The organism is Halalkalicoccus sp. CG83, assembly GCF_037081715.1.
In the GTDB taxonomy this organism is placed as follows: Archaea; Halobacteriota; Halobacteria; order Halobacteriales; family Halalkalicoccaceae; genus Halalkalicoccus; species Halalkalicoccus ordinarius.
Window position 1 is genome coordinate 198260 of the sequence record NZ_JAZDDH010000001.1, and the last position, 26942, is coordinate 225201.

The 26942-nt window shown below is 68.1% G+C and carries 26 protein-coding genes; 11 read left to right on the forward strand and 15 right to left on the reverse strand.

Annotated elements, in window-relative coordinates; all coding sequences use genetic code 11:
• Window positions 1-7 precede the first annotated feature (7 nt).
• Complete coding sequence (locus V0Z78_RS00945) at window positions 8-1312, forward strand: acetamidase/formamidase family protein (protein WP_336342744.1); 1305 nt, start codon at window positions 8-10, stop codon at window positions 1310-1312.
• An 88-nt stretch (window positions 1313-1400) separates the two neighbouring features.
• Here V0Z78_RS00945 and V0Z78_RS00950 read toward each other — a convergent pair whose 3' ends face one another.
• Complete coding sequence (locus tag V0Z78_RS00950; protein WP_336342745.1) at window positions 1401-1604, reverse strand: hypothetical protein; 204 nt, start codon at window positions 1602-1604, stop codon at window positions 1401-1403.
• Window positions 1605-1701: 97 nt separating this feature from the next.
• Here V0Z78_RS00950 and V0Z78_RS00955 point away from each other — a divergent pair, with 97 nt between their 5' ends.
• A complete protein-coding gene (locus V0Z78_RS00955) occupies window positions 1702-1935 on the forward strand; it encodes a hypothetical protein (RefSeq protein ID WP_336342746.1) in 234 nt (77 codons plus the stop codon).
• A gap of 117 nt (window positions 1936-2052) precedes the next feature.
• Here V0Z78_RS00955 and V0Z78_RS00960 read toward each other — a convergent pair whose 3' ends face one another.
• The 5 genes from V0Z78_RS00960 to V0Z78_RS00980 form a co-directional block, all read right to left on the reverse strand.
• The gene (locus tag V0Z78_RS00960; RefSeq protein WP_336342747.1) at window positions 2053-2538 is read right to left on the reverse strand and encodes a DUF456 domain-containing protein; all 486 of its coding nucleotides are present in this window, start codon (window positions 2536-2538) and stop codon (window positions 2053-2055) included.
• On the reverse strand, window positions 2532-3830 hold the full coding sequence (locus V0Z78_RS00965; protein ID WP_336342748.1) for an oxidoreductase: 1299 nt from the start codon (window positions 3828-3830) through the stop codon (window positions 2532-2534). The genes V0Z78_RS00960 and V0Z78_RS00965 overlap by 7 nt, the downstream gene beginning before the upstream one ends.
• 80 nt (window positions 3831-3910) lie before the next feature.
• The gene (locus tag V0Z78_RS00970; protein WP_336342749.1) at window positions 3911-4300 is read right to left on the reverse strand and encodes a DUF5789 family protein; all 390 of its coding nucleotides are present in this window, start codon (window positions 4298-4300) and stop codon (window positions 3911-3913) included.
• Between the two features lie 53 nt (window positions 4301-4353).
• On the reverse strand, window positions 4354-4848 hold the full coding sequence (gene cgi121, locus V0Z78_RS00975; RefSeq protein ID WP_336342750.1) for a KEOPS complex subunit Cgi121: 495 nt from the start codon (window positions 4846-4848) through the stop codon (window positions 4354-4356).
• A complete protein-coding gene (locus V0Z78_RS00980; RefSeq protein WP_336342751.1) occupies window positions 4848-7127 on the reverse strand; it encodes an ATP-dependent DNA helicase in 2280 nt (759 codons plus the stop codon). The genes cgi121 and V0Z78_RS00980 overlap by 1 nt, the downstream gene beginning before the upstream one ends.
• Window positions 7128-7262: 135 nt before the next feature.
• On the opposite strand from V0Z78_RS00980, the gene V0Z78_RS00985 reads away from it, so the two are divergent.
• Window positions 7263-7508, forward strand: coding sequence for a ferredoxin (locus tag V0Z78_RS00985; protein WP_336342752.1), 246 nt, complete (start codon window positions 7263-7265; stop codon window positions 7506-7508).
• Window positions 7509-7679: 171 nt separating this feature from the next.
• Here V0Z78_RS00985 and mdh read toward each other — a convergent pair whose 3' ends face one another.
• Complete coding sequence (mdh, locus tag V0Z78_RS00990; RefSeq protein WP_336342753.1) at window positions 7680-8597, reverse strand: malate dehydrogenase; 918 nt, start codon at window positions 8595-8597, stop codon at window positions 7680-7682.
• Between the two features lie 175 nt (window positions 8598-8772).
• Between mdh and V0Z78_RS00995 the strand changes: the two genes are divergently transcribed.
• A complete protein-coding gene (locus V0Z78_RS00995; RefSeq protein ID WP_336342754.1) occupies window positions 8773-9393 on the forward strand; it encodes an Sjogren's syndrome/scleroderma autoantigen 1 family protein in 621 nt (206 codons plus the stop codon).
• Here V0Z78_RS00995 and V0Z78_RS01000 read toward each other — a convergent pair.
• Genes V0Z78_RS01000 through V0Z78_RS01010 form a run of 3 tightly spaced genes read right to left on the reverse strand, consistent with a single transcriptional unit; the run spans window position 9390 to window position 10890 of the window.
• Entirely contained in the window at window positions 9390-9827 is a 438-nt protein-coding gene (locus V0Z78_RS01000) for an AAA family ATPase (RefSeq protein WP_336342755.1), read from the reverse strand. The two genes, V0Z78_RS00995 and V0Z78_RS01000, sit on opposite strands and share 4 nt — an antisense overlap.
• Window positions 9824-10468, reverse strand: a complete 645-nt coding sequence (locus V0Z78_RS01005) for an RNA 2'-phosphotransferase (protein ID WP_336342756.1) — start codon at window positions 10466-10468, stop codon at window positions 9824-9826. The genes V0Z78_RS01000 and V0Z78_RS01005 overlap by 4 nt, the downstream gene beginning before the upstream one ends.
• Before the next feature lie 2 nt (window positions 10469-10470).
• Window positions 10471-10890 (reverse strand): dCTP deaminase/dUTPase family protein, encoded by a 420-nt coding sequence (locus tag V0Z78_RS01010; RefSeq protein WP_336342757.1) that lies wholly within the window; start codon window positions 10888-10890, stop codon window positions 10471-10473.
• An 81-nt stretch (window positions 10891-10971) separates the two neighbouring features.
• On the opposite strand from V0Z78_RS01010, the gene V0Z78_RS01015 reads away from it, so the two are divergent.
• Window positions 10972-12600, forward strand: coding sequence for an acyl-CoA synthetase (locus tag V0Z78_RS01015; protein ID WP_336342758.1), 1629 nt, complete (start codon window positions 10972-10974; stop codon window positions 12598-12600).
• Here V0Z78_RS01015 and V0Z78_RS01020 read toward each other — a convergent pair.
• Complete coding sequence (locus tag V0Z78_RS01020) at window positions 12597-12836, reverse strand: hypothetical protein (protein WP_336342759.1); 240 nt, start codon at window positions 12834-12836, stop codon at window positions 12597-12599. The genes V0Z78_RS01015 and V0Z78_RS01020 overlap by 4 nt on opposite strands.
• A gap of 457 nt (window positions 12837-13293) precedes the next feature.
• Window positions 13294-15696, reverse strand: a complete 2403-nt coding sequence (locus V0Z78_RS01025) for a DEAD/DEAH box helicase (protein ID WP_336342760.1) — start codon at window positions 15694-15696, stop codon at window positions 13294-13296.
• Window positions 15697-15820: 124 nt separating this feature from the next.
• On the opposite strand from V0Z78_RS01025, the gene V0Z78_RS01030 reads away from it, so the two are divergent.
• Entirely contained in the window at window positions 15821-16618 is a 798-nt protein-coding gene (locus tag V0Z78_RS01030; protein WP_336342761.1) for an alpha/beta fold hydrolase, read from the forward strand.
• A gap of 9 nt (window positions 16619-16627) precedes the next feature.
• Here V0Z78_RS01030 and V0Z78_RS01035 read toward each other — a convergent pair whose 3' ends face one another.
• The 3 genes from V0Z78_RS01035 to V0Z78_RS01045 form a co-directional block, all read right to left on the reverse strand.
• The gene (locus tag V0Z78_RS01035; protein WP_409338658.1) at window positions 16628-17179 is read right to left on the reverse strand and encodes a dolichol kinase; all 552 of its coding nucleotides are present in this window, start codon (window positions 17177-17179) and stop codon (window positions 16628-16630) included.
• A gap of 85 nt (window positions 17180-17264) precedes the next feature.
• A complete protein-coding gene (glyS, locus tag V0Z78_RS01040; protein ID WP_336342762.1) occupies window positions 17265-19070 on the reverse strand; it encodes a glycine--tRNA ligase in 1806 nt (601 codons plus the stop codon).
• Window positions 19060-19914, reverse strand: a complete 855-nt coding sequence (locus V0Z78_RS01045) for a CBS domain-containing protein (protein ID WP_336342763.1) — start codon at window positions 19912-19914, stop codon at window positions 19060-19062. The genes glyS and V0Z78_RS01045 overlap by 11 nt, the downstream gene beginning before the upstream one ends.
• A 170-nt stretch (window positions 19915-20084) precedes the next feature.
• Here V0Z78_RS01045 and V0Z78_RS01050 point away from each other — a divergent pair, with 170 nt between their 5' ends.
• The 5 genes from V0Z78_RS01050 (at window position 20085) to V0Z78_RS01070 (ending at window position 26920) form a co-directional block, all read left to right on the forward strand.
• Window positions 20085-20255: a DUF7556 family protein gene (locus tag V0Z78_RS01050; RefSeq protein WP_336342764.1), complete on the forward strand. Its 171-nt coding sequence runs from the start codon at window positions 20085-20087 to the stop codon at window positions 20253-20255.
• A 44-nt stretch (window positions 20256-20299) separates the two neighbouring features.
• Window positions 20300-20719 carry a PPC domain-containing DNA-binding protein gene (locus V0Z78_RS01055; RefSeq protein ID WP_336342765.1) on the forward strand — a complete coding sequence of 140 codons (420 nt, stop codon included), beginning with the start codon at window positions 20300-20302 and terminating at the stop codon, window positions 20717-20719.
• Window positions 20720-24259, forward strand: coding sequence for a DNA polymerase II large subunit (locus tag V0Z78_RS01060; protein ID WP_336342766.1), 3540 nt, complete (start codon window positions 20720-20722; stop codon window positions 24257-24259).
• 511 nt (window positions 24260-24770) lie between these two features.
• On the forward strand, window positions 24771-25400 hold the full coding sequence (locus tag V0Z78_RS01065) for a TetR/AcrR family transcriptional regulator (RefSeq protein WP_336342767.1): 630 nt from the start codon (window positions 24771-24773) through the stop codon (window positions 25398-25400).
• Complete coding sequence (locus V0Z78_RS01070; RefSeq protein ID WP_336342768.1) at window positions 25397-26920, forward strand: MATE family efflux transporter; 1524 nt, start codon at window positions 25397-25399, stop codon at window positions 26918-26920. Before V0Z78_RS01065 ends, V0Z78_RS01070 begins: the two co-directional genes overlap by 4 nt.
• Window positions 26921-26942 lie beyond the last annotated feature (22 nt).

Below are 26942 nucleotides of genomic sequence, written 5' to 3' on the forward strand. Positions count from 1 at the left end.
CGCTAGCATGGCACAACGCGAGATCCAGCAGGAGCTCTCGGTCGATCAGTTCACCCTCGGTCTGGTCGGGCCCGACCAGGAGTGGGCGGGCACGGTCGCCGACGGCGGCACGATCCGCACGCACACCCCCGCGGGCTGTTGGGGGCCGATGATCACCCCCGGGTTCCGCGGCGGCCACGAGGTGACCCGGCCGATCGCCGTCGAGGGCGCGGAGGTCGGCGACGCGATCGCCCTCCGCATCGAGGACGTCGAGGTGACGTCGATCGCCACCAGCACGGGCAGCATGAAGGAGCGCGAGGGCGCGTTCGACAGCGACCCGTTCGTCGATCACCGCTGCCCGGAGTGTGGCGCCGAGTGGCCCGAGACGATCGTCGAGGGTACCGGCGAGGAGTCGATCCGGTGTGCGGAGTGCGGCGCGAACGCCTCCTCGTTCGGCTTCGAGTACGGCTACACCGTCGTCTTCGACGAGGATCGGACGGTGGGGTTGACCGTCGACGAGGAGGCGGCCGACGGACTCGCAGAACGCGCGGACGAGGCGATGGCGCTTCCCGAGAACTCCCGCCAGCATCCCATACTCCTCTACAAGCCGAGCGAGATGCCCGGAACGCTCGGACACCTCCGGCCCTTCATCGGCAACGTCGGCACTACGCCACCGATCGAGATACCCGACTCGCACAACGCCGGCGACTTCGGGCAGTCCCTGATCGGCGCCGAGCACGACTGGGGTCTCGAGAACGAGGACGAGCTCGAGGCACGGACCGACGGCCACATGGACGTGAGCGAGGTCCGCCCCGGCGCGATCCTGATCTGTCCCGTCAAGGTAGAGGGTGGCGGCGTCTACGTCGGCGACATTCACGCCAACCAGGGCGACGGCGAGCTCTCGCTTCACACCACCGACGTGAGCGGGCACACCACTCTCGGCGTCGAGGTGATCAAGGATCTCGAGCTCGACGGGCCGCTCCTGCTCCCCAACCAAGAGGACCTGCCCCACATCGCGGAACCCTACACCGACGAGGAGCGCGAGGCCGGCGAGGCGCTCGCCGAGCGCTACGGCGTCGCTGTCGAGGAGATGGGTCCGATCCAGATCGTCGGATCGGGTGCGACGATCAACGACGCCACCGAGAACGCGTTCGATCGGGCTGGGAAGCTCCTCGACATGACCGAGGGCGAAGTCCGTGGTCGGTGTACGTTCACCGGCGGCGTCCAGGTCGGTCGACTCCCCGGCGTGGTGCAACTCGACATGCTCGCGCCGATGGAGATCCTCGAGGATCGCGGGATCGCCCACCTCGTTCGCGAGCAGTACGACCTCTAGACCCCCGTCCCGTCTCGGGCACCGAATGCATATCCGGCCATCGAGTAGGGGATCGATCGACGGGGGCTCATAGCGTCCACCGAGCGTCTCACTGCCAGGAGTCGGGAGCCAGTCCGAGCCGGCGAACGACCACCGGATAGACGGCCGCGACGATGATCGCCACCGCGAACGATGCCCAGAAGCCGAGTCCGCCGTAGAACTCCTGGATGGCGATCAGAACGGCGAAGATCGACGCGATCATCACCAGATAGTGTGGGAGAAGCCGGATCAGGCGGGAGCCGAACGAGGCCATTTTCCGGTCGTAGGTGCCCGGCGTGGGTATAGCTACGGGTTCCCGCCGTACTCCGACCTACGATAGGCTGTTGTGTCCGGGGCGACTATCGCCCGGCATGGTCTCCAGTCGCTGGCTCACCGCCCTCCTGGGAATCGCCGCGAGCGTCGCGATCAGCGTTCTCGCGTGGGTGTACTTCGATACGTTCCTCCTCTTCCTCCTGATACCGTTCGTCCCCTTCCTCTTCGGCCGGCGCTCGCGCCCGGAGACGAAGCGCTGTCCGGCGTGTGGGTTCGAGACCGAACGAGGAGAGTTCGACTACTGTCCGCGCGACGGCACGCGACTCGAGTGACCGGCCGGCCGGTTCCCGTCCTCCGGGTCGCGTTCCACGCTCGGACCCGTTTTCGTCGTTCGACGAACCCGGGTCCACGCGAGAACCGGGCCCCGGTGCCGTCGATCCCGACGAGGGCTACCAGACCGCGATCAGGAATCCGACGAGCAGCGCGCCGGTGATCAGCGCCTGCATCGCGCTCGAAGCGAGCATCCCGATCGAGGTGTAGACCCCCGTCCGCAGGCTCCGCTCGACGTCGCCCGATCGTTCGTACTCCAGGACGAAGGTCGCGACCACGACGCCGATCAGCATGCCGATCGGGCCCGTGATCACCAGTGCGACGAGGCCGACGACCCCGGCGATCGCGGCCGTCCGCATCGACGCCCCGCTCGCGCTCGCCGAGATCACGCTCGAGAGGTAGTCGAGGAGGAGCGTCACGAGTCCGACGACCGTCGCGACGGCCAGAAAGAGGAGCCCGGGTTCGGCGTAGCCCGTTCCCCACCAGTAGAGATAGATCCCCGCGAGCGAGAGCGCTACCCCCGGAACGAGCGGAACGAAGCTGCCCACGACGCCCGCGATCAGCAGCGCGACGGCGAGAACGAACAGCGGCTCGATCGTCACCACTCGTAGGCTCCCTCCCGGGCGAGTTCGCCCCGCCTCGCCAGCACGCTCGGGGTGCGACAGACGCCGTCGGCACCCGTCACCTGCGGGACGGTGCAGTTGTTGCAGTTCTCACAGACCACGCCCTCGCCCGCGAGCACGCGCGCCGGGAGCCGCGGTTCGGCGTAGAACGGCCGGCCCATCCCGACCGCGTCGCAGGCCGAGCCCAACAGGGAGTCGATCCGGTTCGGCTCGCGGATCCCGCCCTCACAGAGCACGGGAATCGAGACGTGCTCTCGCACCCGTCGACAGAGTGCGGCGTTCCACGCGGGCTCGAACCCGAACCGGCGGGCGTGAAGCCGGTTCGCGATCGCGACCGTCCTCCATCGCCATCGGGGGCCGAACGCCGCCTCGTACCCTGGTTGGAACCGCTCGTCGTGCCAGGCCCGATCGGGGTGCTCGCCGCGGACGACGCTCATGTCCCAGAAGACCGATCCACGGACGGGGACGACCGCGTCGAAGCCGATCGACTCGCAGGCCCGGCAGATCTCGACCGCGTCGCGCTCGCTCAGTCGGCGACGTACGACTCGCGGACTCCCCGTCTCGGCGGGCGCCTTCGTCACCAGCGGAACGTCGCCGGCGCGCTCGCGGATCTCGTCGTGGACGACCTGCAGAAAGCGGGTCCTACTCTCGAGATCGCCGCCGAACTCGTCGTCGCGTCGGTTGTAGAAGGGTGAGAGGAACTGCTGGACGATTCCCATGTTTGCGCCCGCGAGGTGGATCCCGTCGTAGCCCGCCTCGATCGCGTACCCCGCCGAACGGCCGAAGTCCGCGGCCAGTTCGTACACCTCGTCGGTCGAGAGCACGTGCGGGTCGTACTCGAGGAGCCCGAATCGATCGGCTACGCGGAGGGGAAGGGGGGGTTCGGAGACCGCGAGCTGTCGGAGGTCGGAACGCTCGTCGCGATAGCCCGCGTGCCACGTCTCCATGCTCCGCAGCCCGCCGTGTTCGAGCTGGAGGAAGATCCGCGAGCCGTGTTCGTGAATCGCGTCGGTCAGCCGAGTCAAGCGAGAGACGAACGAGCGGTCGTGGACGCGCGTCATGCCGGGAGCGGCACAGCCGCCCTCCTTGCGAACGATCGTCGCGCCCTGGAAGAGCAGCCCCGCACCGGCCGCGGCGGCGGGCTCAAGCTCGTCGATCAGGACGTCGACGGCGTCGGGGCCGTTTCCGGCACACTCGAGAAGCGGGGCGCGATACAGGCGATTCGTGAGGGTGAGGCCGCCGATATCGACGGGATCGGCGACGTGTGGGGGCATGGTCTCAGTACGGGCGGCGGGACGTAAGGGATTCGGCCCCGAGTTCGTCAGGTCTCCGTGACTTCGGTCGTCGTACCCGACTACAGCGGACCCTGGGGCTGGTCGCGCTCTTCCTCCTCCGGGACCTCGTCCTCGAGCTCCGTCAGGTCGCGTTCGTCGTTGTACTCCTCGGGGCCGGCCTCGCTCCCCGTGAGCTCGTTCGAGACTGCCTCCTCGACTTCCTGGATGCTCTCGAAGCGCTCGCCCTCGAGGCGGTCGAGGACGCTCCCCATCGACTCGGTCTCGTTTGCCATGTCGATCGGCTCGTCGCCGTAGTCGACCGCCAGTTCCTCGCTCGTCGTCGGGAACTTGTGATCCGAGAGCATCTCCCCGAACTCGCCTGCCGCGGCCGATTCGGCCGCCTCGGCACGCTCGCGCTGGCGTTCCCGCGCGCTGCGTTGAGGATCGCGATCCGGGTCACGTTCGCTCATGTCTCGACGTTCGCCCGCCTCGCGCATAACGCTTGGTCCTGCATTCGCCTCGTTTACTTCTCGACCTCGAGCAGCGCGACACGCTCACAGACCAGGTCGCACAACGAGGCGTCGGTCGCCGCGCGTTCGACGTCGGTGATCCCGTAGAACTCGCTGATTCGTTCGGCGTCGGCCCGCTCGCCGGGCTCCCAGCCTCCGCCGTCGAGCAGCTCCTCGAGCGCTTCGACCGCGCGTTTCTCGTTCTCGCCGTCCGCGACGAGCACGATCTCACGGGCCCCCTCGCTCACGCCGATCTCGAAGGCGCGGTTGATCTGACGGCGCCCCGCGGCGTACAGCAGGATCTCGACGCCTCGCTCCCGGGCGACGTTCTCGCCGCGCTCGAACGACCGATTCGCGAGTGCGACGGCGCGTTCGAGCTGTTCGGGGCCGGCGACGTAGCGCGCGTCCAGCGCCTGGATCGCACAGTCGGTCGCCCGCCCGATCCGATCCAGCTCATCGAGAAAGGCATCGAGGTTCCCGATTTCGGCCGTACCGGTCGTCGTCTCCACTAGAAGTCCCCCAGGCCGGCCTGGCCTCCTTCTTTCGCGCCGTCGCTCTCGGCCGCCGCGGCCGCTGACTCGTCGGCCTCGACGTTCTCGAGGTCGGGATCGGGGTGGCCAGCGTTGCGGAGGATCGTCTCGGCGGTCTTCTCCCGGCCTCTGAGCGCCCCGAGGACCACACGTTTGTCCGCGTTTCGCAGGTCGTCGCGGGTCTCGATGCCCGCCTCGTAGAGCCGCCGGGCGCGGACCCGGCCGACGTTGCCGACGCCTGCGAGGCTCAGTAGCTCCTCGCCCACGCCGTGTTCGACCCGCTGGCGGGCGGCGCTGATCCGCGTCACGACGTCGGCGCCGAGGTCGAGTTCGATCGCCAGCCGTTCGGCGGCGTTCAACAGCCACTGGGCCGTCTCGACCTTCCCCCGGAGATCGCCGGGGCCGATCCCGTAGCGCTCGGTGATGCGGTCCTCCTCGAGTTCGCTCGCCCAGTCCTCCAGGAGTTTCGCGGTCTTGAGCGCCGAGAGCCAGTCCTCGAAGCGCTCGGTCTCGAACTCGCTGGGCATGTCGCCGAGGAACTCGGGTTCGCGCTCGTAGGCGAGCTCCGTGAACGTCTCGCGATCGCCCGAGCGGAGGTAGAGCCCCCACATGTCCGGCGTGCGCGAGACGAGGTGGTAGAGGCCCAGCGCGCTCGGCCTCCCCTCGGCGTCCTCCGTAGACGCCTTCGCCTCCCCCGCGACGTCGCGAAGCCCGTCGATCATCTCCGCGGCGCTCATCGGGTCGAGATAGAGCCTCGAGACGGTGTGGCCGATTCCCGTCGCCCGGATGCCCTCGTCGTCGCGTTCCAGGAAGCCGTTTCGTTCGAGGTAGTCTACCATCCGGTCGGTCACGCTCTCGAGTCGGCCGGGATCGGTCGACTGGGTTGCGTACAGCGTTCGTTCGAGGAACTCCAGCAGCCCCTCCCGCGAGCTCGCGAACCCCGAGGCCACGGTGGCGAGCACGTGCGTTCGGAGGGCGGGCTCGGTCGCGAGCTTCGAGCGGACGGGCTCGGGATCCGCCCAGACGTACCTTTCAAAAAGCTCGTCGAGTTCGTCGTGGCTGCTCGCGAGCAACAGCGCCTCGCCGTACGGATCCAGCCCGGGCCGGCCCGCCCGCCCGCACATCTGGTGGACCTCGAGTGTGGCGAGCGGCTTCATCCCGCCGGCGCCGCCGTCGTAGCGCTGCCAGTCGCGGACGATCACCCGCCGACTGGGCGTGTTCACGCCTGCCGCGAGGGTGGGCGTCGCGCTAATCGTCTTGATCAGCCGGTCGCGGAAGGCGTCCTCGACGAGCGTGCGGTGTTCGCGAGCCAGCCCCGCGTGGTGGAACGCCGCGCCGTTCTCGACCGCGTCAGCCAGGTCGTCGCTGGTCTCCGAGTCGCTCACGTCGCGGACCTCGCTCGCGAGCTCCGAGAGGTCGGCCAGCTCCTCGCCCGAGAGGTGGGGTTCGACGGCGCCCCCTAGCCGGCGTGCGGCGGCCTCGGCGTTCCGTCGGGAGTTGACGAACACCAGCGAGGAGCCGCCGTCCTCCAGTGCGTCGCTCACGAGCGCGGTCGTCGGGTTCTCGTTTCGCCCGACCGCGAACTCCTCCTGTGAGCCGTCGTCGAACTGCAGGGCCCCCCCGTAGTGGACGCCCATCCGCAGGTCGATCGGCCGCCACTCGGAGTGGACGAGTTCGGCGTCGAGCCAGTCCGCGATCTCGCCGGCGTTCCCTACCGTGGCGGAGAGCGCCACCGTCTGCAACGAGGGGTTGAGCTGGCGGAGCTTCGCGAGCGTCACCTCGAGGGTCGGTCCCCTGTTGGCGTCGTCGACCAGGTGGATCTCGTCGGCGACGACGCAGGAGAGCTCCTCGATCCACGGCGCGCCGTTCCTGATCAGGGAGTCGACCTTCTCGCTGGTGGCGACGATCACGTCGCGGCTCGCGAGCCACTCCTCGTCGGACTCGTAGTTGCCGGTCGAGACCCCCACCGAGACGCCGAACTCCTCGAAACGCTCGAACTCGCGTTTCTTCTCGCTCGCGAGCGCCCGCAGGGGAACGATGTACAGCGCCTTGCCGCCCCGCTCGACGGAGGCAAGCATCGCGAGCTCGGCGATCAGGGTCTTCCCGCTCGCGGTGGGGACGCTCGCGACGACGCTCTTTCCCTCCAGAACGCCGGCCTCCACCGCTTCCGCCTGCGGCGGGTAGAGTTGTTCGATGCCCTCCTCGCGGAGGTGGTCCGTCACCCCCGCGGGGAGGCCCGAAAGCTCCGCGGTATCCATTACCCGTGATTGGCCCGTCGTCGGGTTTAAACTGTCGCCCTCCGACGGGAATCGACTCGCGGTCGACTGTGACCGGTCGTCGTCGGGCACCGTTCCGTCCGTCATAGCTTTAGGAACGACGGCACAACCCCGGGTATGCGAATCGAGTACGATCGGGACACCTGCATCGGGATCTACCAGTGCGTCGACGAGTGGGACGCCTTCGAGAAGGACATGGACGCGGGGAAGGCGGACCTGGCCGGCGCGGAGGAGGACGAGGAGGGCCGATTCGTCCGCGAGGTGCCCGAGGGCGAGGAGTTCGACGCCGAGATGGCCGCCCGGGTCTGTCCGGTCGATGCGATCACGCTCTACGACGACGACGGCGAGCAGGTCGTTCCCTGAGCACGCCCTCGCTACCGCCACTCGTGCCGGCACAACGATTATAGCGACGTTCGTGATCTAGCCCCCACACGCCATGTACCGACGGGACGACCGGTCACGGCTGACCGAATGGGCGGCGCTGCTCGGGGAGAAACTGCCCGACGAGAGGGAGGACGACGACGAGGAACGACGCTACTGACTGATCTCGTCGTACTGTTCGTCGAGCTTGTCGGCCGCCGAGCCGAGCTGCTCGCGCTCGTACTCGTCGAGGTTCCACTCGACGACCTCCTGGACGCCCCCGTCTCCGAGCTTCACGGGAACGCCGAGGCCGACGTCGCTGTGGCCGAACTCGCCGTCGAGCGGGATCGACGCCGGGAACACCTCGCCGGTGTCGCGAAGCACCGCCTCGACCATGTGGGCGACCCCCGCGGCGGGGCCCCACTCGGTCGCACCCTTCCGCTCGATGACGTCCATCGCGCTCTCGGTGAGCTCCTCGAGGATCTCCTCCTTCTCGTCGTCGGAGAACTCGGGGTCGGTACCGTCGACGCGCACCTTCGAGAACACCGGCACCTGAGCGTCGCCGTGCTCGCCGAGGATGGTCGCCTCGACGTTCTGCACCTGCGTATCGAAGCGTTTCGCGAGCACGTAGCGGAACCGCGCGGAGTCGAGTCGGCCGCCGAAGCCGACCACCTGCTCGCGACTCCGATCGCCCGTCTCGTAGAGGTGGCGATTCAGCAGGTCGACGGGGTTCGAGGTGGTGATCGTGACGAAGTCGTCGTTGTGCTCGGCGAGCGAGGAGCCGATGTCCTCCATGATCGGGGCGTTGTCCCCCGCGAGATCCAGCCGGCTCTGGCCCGGCGAACGGGGAATGCCCGCCGTGATGACGACGACGTCCGAGCCCTCGGTCGCGGCGTAGTCGCCCTGGCGCACGGTGGTGTTGGCGTCGTAGGCGACGCCGTGGTTCGTGTCCGCCGCCTGTCCGACCACGTCGTCCTCCTTCTCGGGAATGTCCACGAGGACGAGTTCGTCCGCGACGTCCCGCATTGCGATGCTGTAGCCGGCGGCCGCGCCGACCGTTCCGGCCGCACCGACGACGCTCACTTTGGTCATAATCACGTATACTCGCCACGCGCGGACCGTTAAACGTGTCGAAGTGTAGCATTCTCACGTCAGCGCGCGTATTCGCGTTCGACGATTGCCGACGATCGTCGGCGGTCGGACGCCGCCCGCAGCCCCGACGAACCGAGTCACAGCGCTTTTGCGCGAAAGCACCCTGCATGGAGGTATGAGCGAGTTCGACAAGGAGGCCGAACGCGAGAAGCTCCGCCGGAAGTACGAGGCCGAACAGGAGGACCGCCAGGCGACCCAACGGATGAGCGAACTCCTCCTGCAGGGCGCGACGATGACCAACCGTCACTGTGACGCCTGTGGTAGCCCGATCTTCCGCTACGAGGGCCAGGAGTTCTGTCCGTCCTGCCAGGCCGCGTCGAGCGGCGAGGCGACCCCTTCCCAGGGATCCGAGGCCGGAGGCGAGTCACCCGATCCCGCCGACACGGCTCCCGAATCCGAGGCCGAGGCCCGCCGGCTGGCCGACGAGCAACGGACCGAGCCGACCGACACCGCCTCCCAGCCCTCGGAGGTCCGGGAACCGGACGCGGCGGAGTCGTCCGACCCCTCGTCGTCCGTCGGAACCGCCGCGCCAGCGGACGAACCGAGACCGACCCCGGACGTCGACGTGGGTACGGATACGAACGACGACCTCGTCGGCGCTCGCGAGGCGCTCGCCGCGACGATCGCGCGTCTCTCGCGGCGCGCGGGCGACGCGGAGGACCCTCGGCGCGCCCGCGAGTTCCTCGAGGCCGCTCGCGAGGCGGCGGCGACCCTCGAGACGCTCGACGGCCGCTAACGTCGCTCCTCGATCGCCTCGTACAGTCGGTCGACCGCCTCCTCCTCCGAGAGCTCGTCCGTGTCGATCGTCAGCTCCGCTCGCGGCGCCTCGAACTCCCGGTAGACCACGTGAACGCCCGTCTCGCTGATCGGGTCCGATCGCCGCCGGTTCCGCTCGAGACAGCTCTCGAGGCTCGCGGTAACGTGGACGATGCACACCTCGTCGAGACCGCGAAACCGCTCGCGCCACTCGCGTCTGTAGAACGTCCCATCGAGCAGCCAGTCCTCGCCCTCGTGCTCGACGCGTTCGTACATCCGCTCGTAGGTCCGGCTGGCGAAGTCGTCGGAGTGCAGCAGACCGATCGTCGCCCCGCGCGCCCGCAGCCGGTCGACCACCCGCGTCGCGAGCGTCGTCTTCCCGACCCCCGGCGGGCCACAGAGGAGCACGATCACGGCTCGGCGTCCGTCTCGAGGCGCAGGTACTCCGGAGGCACCCGGTCGGTGGTGTAGACCCCCTCGCCCCGGCGGACGACCCGCCGGCCGTCGGCCGTCATCCCCGCGGCGTCGACCTCGAACACGACGGGATCGGCTGCGTGTCGCCGGCCCACCTCGCGTGCCTCCTCGACCGTCTCGGAGAGGTGGACCTGCTGGCGGCTCATCGGCCGTAGCCCCTCCTCACGGATCGCCTCGACCGACTCGGGGGAGGTTCCGTGGTAGAGTCGGTCCGGGACGGGCGTCTCGGGCGCGTCGAGGTCCACGTCGACCGAGTGGCCGTAGGCGGCGCGCACCCGTCCATCGAGGCGTTCGAACCGGCCCTTCGGGTCGGTCGCGATGGTCGCCTCGACGTGTTCAGGCTCGGCCCAGCCGTACCGGTCGGTGACGATCGCGACGAACGCGTCGTAGTCGGCCCACCCCCGCTCGTCGAGCGAGAGGCCGGCGTCGTCCGGGAAGTGTCGCAGCGCGCCGCTCGCGAACTTCGAGAGCCGCGTCCGGCGTTCGCCGCCGAGGACGTTCTCACTGATCGCCCCGCAGACCGGACACGCCTCGCGTGTGAAGTAGCCGTGGTCCGGACAGGAGCGTACGGGGTCGGCCACCGTTATCGCTCGGACGGGAGCAGCGTCGAGACGCGGGCGTTCTCCTTCAGCCGGATTCCGCTACCGCCGACCCACAGCGGCATCCGATCCAGGGTTTCGACGGTGACGGTCGGGTGGAACGCCCCGCGAGCGCGGACCGCCTCTCGCGTCTGAAGCGTCAGCGGCTCCCCGTCGCTCAGTGCCTCGTTGTACTCGAGGAGGTAGCCGCCGGCGTCGAGGTACCACCAGCCGTAGTCGTCTCCGGGATTGCGAAGCGTCCGCTCGTGGGACGACAGCCCGGCGTCGGACAGTTCGTCGCCGCCGAAGTCCACGCGTCCCGGCTCGTCGATCTCGTGTATCTCCGCGACGGTGAGGTCCAGCCCCCTGTCGTGGCGCTGGGTCTCCTCGTGGACGATCCCTTCGACACGATCGGTGAGGGACATGACCGCCCGATGGAGCGGCCGCCGCAAAAAGTTCCCGACCACCACGGTGATTTATGACGTTCTCGACCGCAGTTTCGACCGATGCCAACACACAACATGGAGGAGTACGACGACCTCCGCGAACGTTTCGAGTGGGCCGACGTCTTCGAGGAGGCCGACTGGGACGCGCCGGATGAACTAAACGTCGCCCACGAGGTCTGTGATCGCCACCCCGACGACGACGTGGCGCTCGAGTACGCCGGAGTCGACGGCGAGCGAGAGACGCTCACCTTCGGCGACCTCGCGGAGCGATCGAACCGGTTCGCGAACGTTCTCGACGGGCTCGTCGAGCGCGGCGACCGGGTGTTCTCCTACATGCCGCGGGTCCCCGAACACTACGTCGCGCTCGTAGGGACGCTGAAGGCGGGCGCCGTCTTCGGCGGGGTCAACGAGCGCTTCGGCCCCGACGGGATCGCCTACCGGCTCGACGACTGCGACGCGAAGGCCGTCGTCACGACCGCCGAAAACCGCGAGACGGTCGGCCGCGCCCTGGAGGACGTCCCCTCGGTCGAGCACGTGCTCGTCGTCGGGGAGGGTCGCGAGGGCGACCTCGACTACCACGAGGAATGCGAGTCGGCGAGCCCCGAGTTCGAGGTCGCTCGAACGGACGGCGAGGACGACGCGCTGCTCTACTACACGAGCGGCACCACGGGCCGTGCGAAGGGCGTCCTCCACAAACACCGCTGGATCGCGGGCGTCGCGGCCACCCAACGCTACGCCGTCGACCTCCAGGAGGGCGACCTCTACTGGTCGACCGCGGATCTGGGCTGGCTCACCGGGCCGATCAACACGCTCGGGGCGTGGTTCTGGGGGACGAGCCAGCTCACGTACGAGGGGGAGTTCGACCCCGAGACGTGGGCGGGTCTGCTCGACGAGTTCCCCGTTACGGTGCTGTTCAGCGTCCCCACCGCCTATCGGATGCTGCGGGAGAACGAGACGCTCCTCGAGGACGTCGATCTCGACCTGCGCCACGCGCTCTCGATCGGCGAGCCCCTCAGCGCGGGCGTCGTCGAGTGGGGCGAGGACGTGCTGGGCGTGACGATCCACGACACCTACGGCCAGACCGAGACGGGCAACATGATCATCAACAACTATCCGACGATGGAGCTTCGACCCGGGAGCATGGGCAAACCCCTACCCGGGATCGAGGCGACGGTCGTCGATCCCGAGAGCGGGGAACCGCTGGCGCCGGGTGAAACGGGTGAGATCGCCCAGCGGGGCGACTACCCCTGCTTCTTCGCGGGCTACTGGGAGCAACCCGAGAAGACCGAGGCGTGTTTCGTGAACGACTGGTATCTCTCGGGCGATCTGGGCTACCTCGACGAGGACGGCTACTTCTGGTTCGAGGGGCGTGCGGACGACGTGATCATCTCCTCGGGCTACCGGATCGGCCCGTTCGAGGTCGAGAGTTCGCTGGGCGAACACCCCGCGGTGGCCGAGGCCGCCGTCGTTCCCAAATCCGACCGCGAGCGGGGCAACGTCGTGAAGGCCTACGTCGTCCTCAGCGAGGGAACCGATCCCTCCGACGAACTCGTCGAGGAGATACAGAACCACGTCAGAAGCGAACTCGCCGCCCACGAGTATCCCCGCGAGATCGAGTTCGTCGAGGAGCTACCGAAGACGGTCACCGGGAAGATCCGTCGGACCGAACTCCGCGAGCAGACCGCTTAGTCGCCGATCCGCAGCACCGGCATCGTGCGCTTCGCTCGCGCGGGTCCGTCGATCGCTCGCCCCGGCCGGTACTCGATTCCGGGGACGAACTCGGGCGGTTCCGGCGGCTGCTCGTGGTTCGGCTCGCCGTATCGCTCGAACTCGATCGATCCGTCGTCCTCGCAGACGTCGTGTTGTGGTTCACCGTACCACGACTCTGGGCCGTTCGTCGACCGCTGCCGTACTGTGAGAGACATTGCTCGAATTCGAGTAAAGTATGGACGGCTGATGACATAAACGTATGCCCGAAGTGATCGGGGTCCGAACGTCGACCGTCGGAGCCGCCGATCCCGGACGTTACGGGGCGATACGATCGATCGGACGTGCCCGCGAGCGCTCTCCGGACTCGGGGGGTCGCTGCCGCATTCCCTCGCTCCCGTCGAACCCGCCTCGGGGCTCTACTGCCGGCAGGAACTCGGTCGGCTCCGGCCCCTCTTGGGGGCTCGCTTCCCGTAGTACCCGACCTCCCAGTCGTTCTCGACGTCTACGTCGTGGTGTGGATTCCCGTACAACGAACGTTCCGGCTTCGAGTCGACTTCGTCCGATACGGTTGTGAAACTCATCCCTTTCTGGATGAACGTTCTATCCACAACTGATAAGACTACCCCTCGGATAACTATGGGACCCTGAGTCCGTTCTAGGAGCCTTGAAGACCTACTGGGGGTCGTACGCGCTCGCGACCACCTCGCGGATCCGGCCCGCGGTGACCTCGCCGACGCCCGCCACGTCGAGAAGTTCGTCCTCGTTTGCGGTCAGTACGTCCTCGACGCTGCCGAAGTGTTCCAGCAACGACCGTGCCGTCACGGGACCGATGTCGGCGATCGCGCCGACGACGTACTCCTGCTGTTCGGCGAGCGTCTTCGAGGACTTCCGGCCGTGGACCTGGACCTCCCGGTCGGCGGTCCGCTGTTCGCGCCCCGCGATCACCGCGAGCAGTTCCGCCGTGTCGGCCTCGTCCTCGGTTCGCAGCACCGAGGCGCCGAAGTCGATCGCGAGGCTCGAGAGCGCCCCCCGGATCGCGTTGGGGTGGACGTTTCGCTCCTCGTAGAGGCGTTCGCCCTCGACGATCACGACCGGACGGGCGTAGTGGCGCGCCATGTCGCCCACCTGCTCGAACACCGAGCGATCGCCGCCGACGAGGGTATCGAGGAAGTCCGCCACCGACTTTCGCTCGACCGCCACGCGATCCGAGAGCACGTAATCGCCCACCTCGAGCGTCTCGAGACGGACGTCGATCTCCTCCCGGGTCGAGAGGTCGCGGGCGATCGTCGAGTCGAGTTCGCGCTGGTCGGCGACGATCTCGATCCCGTCCTCCGCGGGCTCCGCTCGCGCGACCGTCGGCTCCTCCTCACTTTCGAGGGCCTCCTCCGGCTCGTCAACGTCGTCGGCCTCCTCGGCCGTCCCCTCCGCGTCCGCCGAACCGAACGACTCCAGGCCGTGGTCGAGCCCGTCGTCCGACTCGCCGGCGTCGAAGTCCGCCAGCTGACGCTGGCTCGAATCGAGCTGCTCCTCGACCTCTCCCGCCACGCCTTTCAGTTTCCGTAGTTCGGACTCCATCTCCTTCTCCCGCCGTCGGGAGATCCAGAAGTACGCCTCGTCGCGGGTGTCCTCCGCGAGCAGCACGACGACCCGGCCCTCGGTCTGTCGGCCCGTCCGCCCCTTTCGCTGGATCGAGCGGATGGCGGTGGGCACGGGCTCGTAGAACAACACGAGATCGACCTCGGGCACGTCGAGGCCCTCCTCCGCGACGGAGGTCGAGACCAGCACCTCGAACTCGCCCGCGCGGAAGTCGTCGAGCACCTCCTTCTGCTGCTTCTGGGTCATTCCCGAACTGCCCTCCTTATCGCCCTGGCCGACGAACCGCCGCGCGTCGACGTGTTCGCCCAGAAAGTCGGTGAGGGTTTCCGCGGTGTCGCGGAACTCCGTGAAGACGATCACCCGCTTTCCGCCGTCGACCAGCGTCTCGATCGCCAGTCGGCGCGTCTCCGAGAGCTTCGGGTGGAGGTCGTCGTACGCCTCGGCCCGGCGCATCGCCTCTCGAACTTTGGGTTCCGAAACGAGCCGCTGGCTCGCCTTCGACGCGCCCGAGGATCGGGCCTCGTTGCGAAGGCGCTCGAAGTACGCCTCGAGCGACTCGACGCCCTGGGACTCGACGACCTCGACGGCGTGTTTCAGCTTCATCACCTCCGCGTGGATCGACATGCCCGTATAGCCCTCCGACTGATCGTTCTGGATCAGCTTCTGAAGCTCGCTTCGCACGCCGAACAGCTCCTTTCGCGAGATATCGACCCGGGCGGAGTCGATCACGCCCAGATCCTTCAGCTTCTCCAACCTGTCTTTGACCACCTCGTTGAGCGCGTCGCGGATCTCGATGATCTCCTCCGGGACCTCGATCCGGTTCCACTCGACGTCGGTGTCGTAGGTGTACTCGTCGACGTCGGCGTCCTCCTCGGTCATCACCTCGACCTCGCGAATCCCGAGGTTCTCACACACCTCGAGGATCGCCTCCTCGTCGCCGCCGGGCGAGGCGCTCATCCCCGTGACGAGGGGGTTCTCCGCGTCCCCGTGGTAGCGTTCGGCGATATACACATAGGAATAGTCGCCGGTCGCGCGGTGACACTCGTCGAACGTCAGGTGGACGACCTCCTCGAGCGAGATCCGCCCGCCGACGAGGTCGTTCTCGACCACCTGTGGGGTGGCGATGACGACCCGAGCGTCGTCCCACAGCGCCGCCCGCTCCGCGGGACGGACCTCGCCGGTGAAGACGACGATCTCCTCGTCGGGGATCGAGAGCGCCTCGCGGTAGAACTCCGCGTGCTGCTCGACGAGCGGCTTGGTCGGCGCGAGAAAGAGCGCCTTCCCGCCCAGATCGTCGAGGCGCTGGGCGGTGACGAGCAGGCTCACCGTCGTCTTGCCCAGCCCGGTCGGGAGACAGACCAGCGTGTGGGCGTCCTTCGCGGTCCCCGCGAGCTGGAGCTGGTAGAGGCGGCGTTCGATGAACCCCGGTTCGAGAAGCGGATGGTCCACGTGGTGTGTTTGCTCGTCCGTGGCGGCCATTGGGCGTTCTTGTCCGCTCTCGTGGTTAAGCGTTCGCGTGGCGCGGTGGAAGTGGTCGGTTCGTCGACGACCCGCGTTTCACCGCGGTCGGAACTCATACCCGGGTGGAACCGAACCAACGATCATGGAGATGAATCACGTGCGGCGGGGAACGGGCGAACCGCTGCTGCTCGTTCATGGCCTCGGCGGCAGTTGGCGGACGTGGGAGCCCGTTCTCGATCGGCTGGCCGCGGAGCGCGAAGTGGTTGCGATCGACCTTCCCGGCCACGGTGAAACCCCACCCCTGCCCGATGAGACGTCGATGGACACCCTCGCAGAGGCGGTCACCTCCTTCCTGGAAGCCCAGGACCTCACCGGGGTCGATGCCGTCGGGAACTCCATGGGTGCGCGGCTCGTTCTCGAACTGGCACGCCGTGACGAGGTCGACGACACCGTCGCGCTCGCCCCCGGCGGGTTCTGGAAGGGGTGGGAACGTTACTTCTTCTACGCCACGATCGCACCCTCGATCCGGCTCGTTCGCGCGCTCCAGCCCGCGAGGGGTCGTCTCGCCGCCAGCGCCGTGGGCCGTACGCTACTGCTCGCTCAGCTCTCGGCGCGCCCGTGGGAGCTTCCCGCCGACGTCGTCGAGGAGGAGCTGCGCACCTTCGCCGAGTCGCCCGTCTTCGACGAACTGGCGTACCGACTGGCGTTCGGTCCGGCCCAGCAGGGGACGGACTCCACGTCCGGCTCGGTCGTGATCGGATGGGGAGACGAGGATCGACTCACCCTTCCACGCCAGGCGAGACGTGCCAGGGAACGGTTCCCCGACGCACGCTGGTACTGGTTCGAGGACGCCGGCCACTACCTCCACTGGGACGCTCCCGAGGAGGCGGCGCGGCTGATCCTCGAGACCACTGGAGACGGTTCGCGAACGGGGACGTAACGCCGCCGCTCAGAGCAGCGTGGTCGCCAGCCACATCGTCACCGCGGACGCGAAGGGGATCGTCAGGTTGTCGTCGATCACGTACCCCTGGATCGAGACGAGATAGCCGTCCGCGGCGGTCGCCGCGAGCGCCCCCAGGGCCGCCACGCCCGGCGAAACGAACGGGATCGCGAGCGCGAAGCAGACGACGAACACCGCGGCGATCGCGCCGACACCCTTCCTCCGGCTCCCGCCGCCGAGGTAGCCGCCGAGCGGATCGCCGATCGCGAGCATCAACATCGCGGGTACGCCGATCGCCGGCGGGAACGCGCTCGCGAGGACCATCCCGACCATGTACAGCGCGTAGCCCGCGACCTTCTCCCGTTCGTACTCGCGGGTGAGGTTCTCGTAGATCCACCAGTCGAGCCCGACTCGAAGGCGGATCGCCTCGAGGACGAACACCGCGACGAGTCCGATCGTGAGCAGCCAGCCCAACTGCTCCCACGTGAGCACGCCGAGCAGGTAGCTCGCCGGCGCCGCCGTCCCGCTCGCGTGTATCAGCCGCCGGCCGATCTCGGCCACTATGGTGTCGATTGAACGCCGACGCACGATAGATCGCACGCTTTCGTGCGATCGACGTGGGGAACGGTTTCGAGCGATACCATACTCAGTTCGGTGCGTTCTCGGCGCCGGCGGAGAGCTCCTCGTCGTACTCCTCGGCGATCGCCTCGAACGAGCGCTCCCCGTCGCGCAGGTCCGCGAGCACGTCCACGAGCCCGGCGATCGGCACCCGGACCTGTTCGGTCGAGTCGCGTTCGCGGACGGTCACGCCCCCGCTCTCGAGGCTCTCGTAGTCGACGGTCACGCAGAAGGGCGTCCCGACCTCGTCCTGGCGCCGGTACCGCCGTCCGATGTTGCCCGAGTCGTCGTAGCTCGCCTCGAAGCCGGCCGAGCGCAGCTCCGCGAGCAGCTCGCGGGCGCGCTCGCCGAGCCCGTCGCGGTCCATCAGCGGGAAGACGCCGACGGTGGTCGGCGCCACCTCGGGATCGAGCGCGAGGTAGGTCCGCGACTCGCCGTCGACCTCGTCCTCGCGGTAGGCGTGGGCGAAGACGGCGTAGAGCGTCCGACCGACGCCGAAGGAGGGCTCGACGACGTGGGGTGTGACGTGCTCTCCCGACTCGGTGACCTCCTCGACCGCGAAGCCGGTCTTCTCCGTCGGGATATCGTAGGCCTCCCCGTCCGACTCGACCGCCACCGTCTCACCCTCGAACGCCGTCCGATCGCGTTCTGCGAGCCGTTCGAGCGCGTCGGCGATCTCGCCCGCCTCGGCGCCGAACTCGGGTCCCAGGTAGCTCATGTCGGGGTCGACGGTCGCGCGTTCCGTTCGGATCGGTTCGTCGTACTGCTCGAAGACGGTGAACTCCTCGCCGGAGTGTTCGGCGTGTTTCGCGAGGTCGTAGTCGCCACGGTAGGCGAAGCCGGCGATCTCGACCCAGTCCCCGCCGAGTTCGGCCTCGGCGTCCCAGCAGTCGGAGGCGTAGTGGGCCCGTTCGCCGGGTAAGTGCTGGCGGAAGCGGAACCGGTCCGTGTCGATGCCGATCCGCTCGTACCACTCCTGGGCGATCCCGAGGTAGTAGGCGACCCACTCGCTGGCGATGACGCCCTCCTCGACCGCCTCGCCCACCGTGGTCTCGAGGTACGCCGTGCCGTCCTCGCGCTGCTCGTCGATGGAGTAGAGCGTCAGCTCGACGTCCGCCACCCGGGAGAGGTCGGGCTCGTCGCGTTCGGGGTCGACGAACAGCTCGAGCTCGGCCTGCGTGAACTCGCGGACCCGAACGACGCCCTTGCGGGGACTGATCTCGTTGCGGTAGGCGGGCCCGATCTGCGTCACGCCGAACGGCAGCTGGTTGCGTGCGTACTCCGCCAGCAGCGGGAACTCGACGAAGATGCCTTGCGCCGTTTCGGGGCGCATGTAGCCCGACTGGCCGGTGCCGGGGCCGATCGTGGTCTCGAACATCAGGTTGAACTCCTCGACGGGCTCGCCGGCGAGCGCCGTGCCGCAGGAGGGACAGACCAGTTCGTGTTCGCGGATCAGCTCCTCGACCTCGGGGATCGAGAGCGATTCGGCGTCCTCGATGGCGGTGGCGTCCTCGACGAGGTGGTCGGCACGGTGGCTCTCGCCACACTCCGCACACTCGACGAGCATGTCGTCGAACCCCTCCAAGTGTCCGGAGGCCTCGAAGACGGCTTCGGGCATGATCGTCGGTGCCTCGATCTCCCGGTTGCCCTCCCGGACGGTGAAGCGGTCGCGCCAGGCCTCCTCGAGGTGGCGTTTCAGCGCCGCGCCCTCGGGTCCGTAGGTGTAGAAGCCGGCGACACCCCCGTAAACGCCGTTCGACGGGAAGAAGAAGCCCCGTCGTTTCGCGAGCTCCGCGAGCTTGGTCGACTCGCGCTCGCTGGCGCTATCGCTCATCGAGCGCCTCCAGCAGGTGGCTGTCCTGGACGATGCCCACGAGGTCGTTGCCGCTCATCATCGGGATCTGTTCGATGTCGTGGCGGATCATCAGCTGGGCGACCTCGCGGGCGGTCTTGCGTTTCGTCACCGTCACGACGTCGTCGGTCATGAACTCCGAGACGGGCGCGGTCGGAAGCTCGACGTTCCTGGTCGGGAGGTAGCGGTTGCCGACCGACTTGATGCTCTCCCACTTCCAGTCGTCGTCGTCGTCGGCGAGGCTGTCGCCGATGCGTTCCTCGCCCTCGACGACGTTCGCGACCGCGAGGACGTCCACCTCGGTGAGGATGCCGGCCGGTTCGGCGTCGTCGTCGAGCACGATCGCGTAGGGCTCGTCGGCGTAGTGGAGCTCGCGTTCGGCCACCGGAAGCGGCGTTCCTGCGTGGACGGCGTTGATCCGTCGGGCGGCGACCGTCCCCACCTCGGTCCCGCCGTCGGCGTCGCCGGTGGCGATCGCGCGGATCACGTCGGTGATCGTGACGATCCCCTCGAGTTCGCCGTTGACGACCGGGACCCGCCGCGTCCGCTCGCGGAGCATCAGGGTAGCGAGTTCCTCGACCGTCGCCTCCTGGGTGATCGTCGGGACCTCCTCCAGGAGCAGCGCGAGCTGGTCCTCGTCGGGGTTCTCGATGAGGCTGTCGCGCGAGACGAGCCCGCGGAACGTCTCGGTGTCGTCCTCGACCTTTACGACCGGCACTGAGGAGAACCCGCCCTTCTGGAGATACTCGAGCGCGTCGTCGCGCGTCCCCGGAAGCTCGACGGTAACGAGCTCCGGACGGGGCGTCATCGCGTCAGCGACGTTCATGGTCGCCGCCTATGACCTCGGCTACCTTGTACTCCCCGGTCTCGACGCTTACACGCTGTACGTCCACCGTTCGAACGGACGACCAGACGAACGTGGGGTTTCTCTCGGAAGAAATCCCACGGCCATTTCGTGCCAACGGATTTATAACGGTCCGTCACCAGGACCTCGATATGTCCACGAAGGCGACACCGGCGTCCGCTGTGGATGGCGAGCCCGAGGTGATGGCCTCGGTCGATGACGACGGCGCGAAAACGCGTCTCATCATCGCCGACACGAGCACCGACGACGCGTGGATCGCCATGGCGATCGAGGACGCGGTGGTGCTTTCGGAGCGCTGTTGACCCGGAGCTAAACCCTTTTGACGCTGCCCGCCGTCCGGCCCGCTATGCACTACCGCGAGGTCGAGACGACCCGGGAGTTCGTCGCGTCCATGGAGACGGGCGCCGACTGGCGCGAGGAGATCGAGTCGCTCGCGAACGAACAGGAGGTCGACGCCGGGTTCTTCTACGCGCTGGGCGCCGTCCAGGACGCCGAACTCTGGTTCTACGACCAGCGGTCGCGGGAGTACGACGCGGTCACCTTCGAGGAGCCTCTCGAGGTCGCCGCCTGCATGGGCAACGTCTCGTGGCTCGGTGCCGAGCGGTTCGCCCACACCCACGCGGTGCTCTCGCGACCGAGCGGACAGGCCATCGCGGGCCATCTGAACTCGGGAACGGTGTTCTCCGGCGAGTGTTACCTGCGCGAACTCGAGGGCGAACTCGTCCGCGAGCCCGACGAGACGACCGGACTCGACCTCTGGCTGTAGATGCGCCCGGAAGACGAGCGCTACTTCGAACGCCTCGAATCCCGTCTCGACGAGGCGTTCGATCTGGCCGAGAACGCCCGAGAGCGTAGCGGCGATCCCCGCCCCGAGGTCGAGATCCCCGTCGCGAAGGACATGGCCGACCGGGTCGAGAACATCCTCGGCATTCCCGGCGTCGCCGAGCGCGTCCGCGAACTCGAGACGGAGATGAGCCGCGAGGAGGCGGCGCTCGCGCTCGCCGAGGACTTCGCCGAGGGGCGGGTGGGGGAGTTCGAGACGTCGGAGGGGAAGATCGAGGGCGCCGTCCGGACCGCGGTCGCGCTGCTCACCGAGGGCGTGGTCGCCGCGCCGATCGAGGGGATCGATCGGGTCGAGCTGATGGAGAACGACGACGGCACCGAGTGCGTCCGCGTCTTCTACGCCGGTCCCATCCGGTCGGCGGGCGGCACCGCCCAGGCGCTCTCGGTGCTGGTCGCGGACTACACCCGATCGCTGCTCGATATCGACGAGTACGCCGCGCGTGACGACGAGATCGAGCGCTACGCCGAGGAGGTGGGGCTCTACGACAAGACGACGGGCCTGCAGTACTCCCCCAAGGACGAGGAGACGAAGTTCATCGCCGAGCACTGCCCGATCATGCTCGACGGGGAGTCGACGGGCGACGAGGAGGTCTCGGGCTTTCGCGACCTCGATCGCGTCGACACCAACAACGCCCGCGGGGGGATGTGTCTCGTCCTCGCGGAGGGGATCGCGCTGAAGGCGCCGAAGATCCAGCGCTACACCCGCGAGCTCGAGGAGGTCGACTGGCCCTGGCTCCAGGAGCTCATCGACGGGACGATCGGCAAGGACGCCGACGAGGGAGACGAGGACGACACGGCCGAGGAAGGGGAGGCCGACGAGGATCGCGAGCCCGCGGGCCCGCCGCGGGTCGAGCCCGCGACGAAGTACCTCCGGGATCTGATCGCGGGCCGGCCCGTCTTCTCGCATCCCTCCCGATCCGGCGGCTTCCGGCTTCGCTACGGGCGGGCGCGAAACCACGGTTTCGCCACCGCCGGCGTCCACCCCGCGACGATGCATCTGATCGACGACTTCCTCGCGACGGGCACCCAGATCAAGACCGAGCGACCGGGGAAGGCGGCGGGGGTCGTCCCCGTCGACTCGATCGAGGGGCCCACGGTCAGGCTGGCCAACGGCGAGGTGCGTCGGATCGACGACCCCGCGGAGGCACTCGAGGTCAGAAACGGCGTCGAGCGGATCCTCGATCTGGGCGAGTACCTCGTCAACTACGGCGAGTTCGTCGAGAACAACCACCCGCTCGCGCCGGCGTCCTACACCGTCGAGTGGTGGGTCCAGGAGTTCGACCGGGCGGGCGCGGACGTCCAGGCGCTCGAGGACGATCCGCACGCCGACCTCGAGGCGCCGAGCGTCGAGACGGCGCTCGAGTGGGCACTGGAGTACGACTGTCCGCTCCACCCTCGCTACACCTACCCCTGGCACGATCTCTCGGTCGAGACCTTCGAGGCGCTCGCGGACGCCGTCGAGGACGGCGAGATCAGGGCAAGCGAGGCCCAACGGGCCTCGGAAGCGAGCGGGGATGACCCGCGAGCCGGCGAGCTCGAACTCGCCCGAACCGAAACGGTTCGGCGGGCGCTCGAGACGCTGCTGGTCGAACACCGACAGACCGCCGAGACCCTCTCGGTTCCCGAGTGGCGCGCGCTCGTCCGGACGATAGGGTTCGACGACGACCTCTCTCGAACCTGGTCGGAGCTCCCCGAGGAGGCTCACGCATGGGACGGCGGCGAGAACGCGATGAAGGCCGTCGAGGCGGTGGCGCCGTTCGCGGTCCGCGAACGCGCGCCCACCCGGATCGGCAACCGGATGGGCCGCCCCGAGAAGTCCGAGAAACGAGAGCTCAGCCCCGCCGTCCACACTCTGTTTCCGATCGGCGAGGCCGGCGGCAACCAGCGAAACGTCGCCGACGCCGCGCGCTACGCGCCGGGTATGCGCGACACGCCCGGCGAGATCGAGGTGACCATCGGCCGTCGGGAGTGCGAGAACTGCGGAACCCACACCTTCCGCGGCGGCTGTCCCGACTGCGGCGGGAACACCTTCCCCCATTACGAGTGTCCCGACTGTGACCGCGAGCTCGAACCCGACGAGGCCGGCCGCGTCGAGTGTCCCCGCTGTGAGACCGAGGGAACGAGCGTCGAACGTCGGACGATCGAGCTGCGCGAGGTCTACCGCGGCGCGCTCGAGGCCATCGACGAGCGCGAGGGTTCCTTCGAGATACTGAAGGGCGTAAAGGGGCTCACCTCCTCGCACAGCACCCCCGAGCCGATGGAGAAGGGAATCCTCCGGGCGAAACACGGCATCAGCGCGTTCAAGGACGGCACGGTTCGCTACGACATGACCGACCTGCCGGTGACGAGCGTCCGACCGGCGGAGCTCGACGTCACCGTCGAGCAGTTCCGCGAGCTTGGCTATCACGAGGACGTCCGCGGCGACCCCCTCGAACACGACGACCAGCTCGTTTCGCTGCGAGTCCAGGACGTCGTCCTCTCGGACGGCGCGGCGGAGAACCTCCAGAAGACGGCGGACTTCGTCGACGAACTACTCACTGACTACTACGGACTCGAGCCGTTCTACGGGATCGAGGACCGCGACGACCTGGTGGGCGAGCTCGTCTTCGGGATGGCGCCCCACACGAGCGCGGCCGTCGTCGGCCGGGTGGTCGGCTTCACGAGCGCGGCCGTCGGCTACGCCCACCCTTATTTTCACGCCGCAAAAAGAAGAAATTGTGACGGCGACGAGGACTGCGTGATGCTGCTGATGGACGGCCTGCTCAACTTCTCGAAGGAGTACCTGCCCGACAAGCGCGGCGGGCAGATGGACGCTCCCCTCGTGATGTCCTCGCGGATCGACCCCGACGAGATCGACGACGAGGCCCACAACATGGACATCGTCGATCGCTACCCGCTGGAGTTCTACGAAGCCACCCTCGAGATGGCCGACCCCGAGGCGGTGGACGTCACGATCGCCGAGGACACCCTGGGCACCGACGCGCAGTACGCCGGCTTCGCTCACACCCACGACACCTCGAACCTCGCGCTCGGGCCGGACCTCTCGGCGTACAAGACGCTCGGCTCGATGATGGAGAAGATGGACGCCCAGCTCGAACTCGCTCGGAAGCTGCGGGCCGTCGACGAGACCGACGTCGCCGAACGCGTCATCGAGTACCACTTCCTCCCCGACCTGATCGGCAACCTGAGAGCCTTTTCGAGCCAGGAGACGCGCTGTCTCTCGTGTGGGACCAAGTATCGACGGATGCCGCTGTCGGGCTCGTGTCGCGAGTGCGACGGCGACGTCAACCTCACCGTCCACCAGGGCTCGGTGAACAAGTACATGGACACCGCGATGCGCGTCGCCGAGGAGTACGGCTGTCGGGAGTACACCAAACAGCGCCTGAAGATCCTCGACCGATCGCTCGAGAGCGTCTTCGAGAACGATCAGAACAAGCAGTCGGGCATCGCGGACTTCATGTGACATACCGTCACTACCGCTCTCGTCGGGAGGTCGGTTTCCGGTAGCACGACCGAGGGATAGCACGGCTCTTCCAGACGCACGACAACAGCACACAATGAGGCGTGTCGCATGCCGTGAGACACGTCCTGACGAGTAGCTACTTGCCGTTGACGGCGTTACGCTCTGATGGAGGTCGCCCCGGCCACCGATACGGCTCCCCGCCGTGTCCGTGCTGCGTGTCACGGGCGACCCCGCACCAGGTGATCCGAAGGAAGGGATGAGCTCCCGGCCGTCTGGTGTCCGGTGCTTCCCGCGCTCATGGTCGACGCTCGGAAGCACCCCTCTTTCCGCTTCGAGCGGTCACACTGCTCCAGGGAACCGAGCCGCTCGTACGCCTCCCTGTGCGGTAGATCACTACGTCTTCGGGCTCCGCTCCGAGAGCGGGTCGAAGAACGCGATGGCCGCTGAGTCGACCGACGCCGCGTTCGATCACAACCGTCTTACCCGTCGGCGCTGAATGAACGTTCAATCAATGACGGCAGCGAAGTTCTTCGAGAGCGAGCCGGCCGACACCCGCGAGGCCATCATGCAGGCGACGTATCGGGCGCTCTGCGAGCACGGCTACGCCGGGCTGACGATCCAGCGGATCGGCGACGAGTTCCCGAAGAGCAAGTCGCTGCTCTATCACCACTACGAGGGGAAGGACGAGCTCCTGCTCGACTTCCTCTCGTTCATGCTCGAGCGCTTCGAGGGGACGATCCCCGACCGCGAGTACGACGACGCCCGCGAGCATCTCGAGGCGATCCTCGATCACGCGCTGCCGGCGGACCTCGACCCCGAGCGCGCGGAGTTCAGGGCCGCGATGGTCGAGCTCCGGGCCCAGGCCGCCACCGACGAGGCCTACCGCGAGCACTTCACCCGTAACGATCGGTTCTTCCGCGAGCGCTTCGCCGCGGTGGTTCGCCGCGGGATCGAGGAGGGGGTCTTCCGCGAGGTCGATCCCGATCAGGTGGCCGCGACGCTGCTCGCGACCGTCCACGGCGTGATGCAGGAGGAGGCGACGACCGACGCGGCGGAGTCCGCGGGGATCCGTGAGGAGCTGCGGACCTACCTCTGCTCGCGGCTGTTCGCGGAGGACACAGAGCCGGGGGTGGTCGAGTGAGCCGGAGCGGCACGGACCGGGCGGTCGACGTCGTCTCCGGCGGGCTGGTCTGGCCGCTGGTCGTGCTGTCGGTGCCGATCGTTCTCACCAACCTGCTGATGGTCGGCTACAACCTCGCCGACACCTTCTGGGTCGGGCGACTGGGCCAGGAGGCCGTCTCGGCGCTGTCGTTCTCGTGGGCGATCATCTTCCTGGTCATCAGCTTCGCCATCGGTTTCAACGTCGCCGGGACGGTGCTCGTCGCCCAGAACAAGGGCGCCGGCAATCTCGATCGGATCAGCCACGTCGCCGGTCAGACGATCACGTTCGTGGGCCTGCTCTCGATCGCGTTCGGCGTCATCGGGTTCGTCCTCACCCCCTCGCTGCTCCGACTCATCGGCGCCGAGCCGGGGACGCTCGAGTACGAGTACGCCCTCGCCTACACGCAAACCGAGTTCGTCGGGATGCCCTTCATCTTCGCGTTCTTCGTCTTCCAGTCGCTGCTGCAGGGCTGGGGAGACACTCGAACGCCGCTGTATCTCATGACCGCGAGCGTCGTGCTCAACGTCGCCATCGACCCCTTCTTCATCCTCGGGTTCCAGAACAACGTCGTCTTCGCGTGGTTCGGCCTCGAGGCGCTCGAGGCCCAACTGTACGCGCTCACGGGGTTCGACGGCTGGGCGGTGCAGGGTGCGGCGTTCGCGACGATCCTCTCGCGCGGGCTCGCCGCCGGCGTCGGGATCTGGCTGCTGCTGTCGGGCTCGGTCGGCATCCGGCTCTCGCCCGGCGACTTCCGGCTCGAGTCGGGGATCGTCAAGCAGCTGATCACCATCGGCACGCCCGCGAGCGTCGAGATCAGCACCAAGGCGTTCAGCGTGACGATCCTGACCGCGCTGGTGGCGATCGCCGGCCCGACGGCGGTCGCCGGCTACGGGATCGGCACCCGGGTCACGTCGATGGTCGTGCTGCCGGCGCTCGGGCTCGCACGCGGCGTCGAGACCGTCGTCGGCCAGAACCTCGGTGCCAGACAGGTCGAGCGCGCCAAACGCGGCGTGTTCGCCGCCGCGGGGATCATCGCCGGCTGTCTGCTCGGCTTCAGCGTCCTGGTCTATCTCTTCGCCGACTCCATCATCGGCGTCTTCATCACCGGATCGGGCGCCGGCGACGTGACGGCGATCGGTGCCGAGTACCTCCGGATCGTCGGCGTATCGTACGTCTTCCTCGGCGTCTTCTACGTCGTCCAGGGCGCGTTCCGGGGCAGCGGCTCGACCCGGATCGCGATGACCTTCGCGCTCATCGGGTTCATCGTCCTCCGGCCGCTGCTGGCCTACGGCCTCGCCGAACCCCTGGGGATGGGCGCCACGGGCGTCTTCCTCGGGGACGCGCTGACGAACGTGGTCATCGTCGTCCTCGCCGGGCTCTACCTCCTTCGCGGGACCTGGACCGACGGCGTCGTCGACGAGGAACCCGGCCCGAGCCCCGTGCCCGGCGCCGGCGACCGTCCGGCGTCGACGGGCGGCGGGCTCGAGGACACCGACTGATCCCGCACGGCTTCATGGCTGA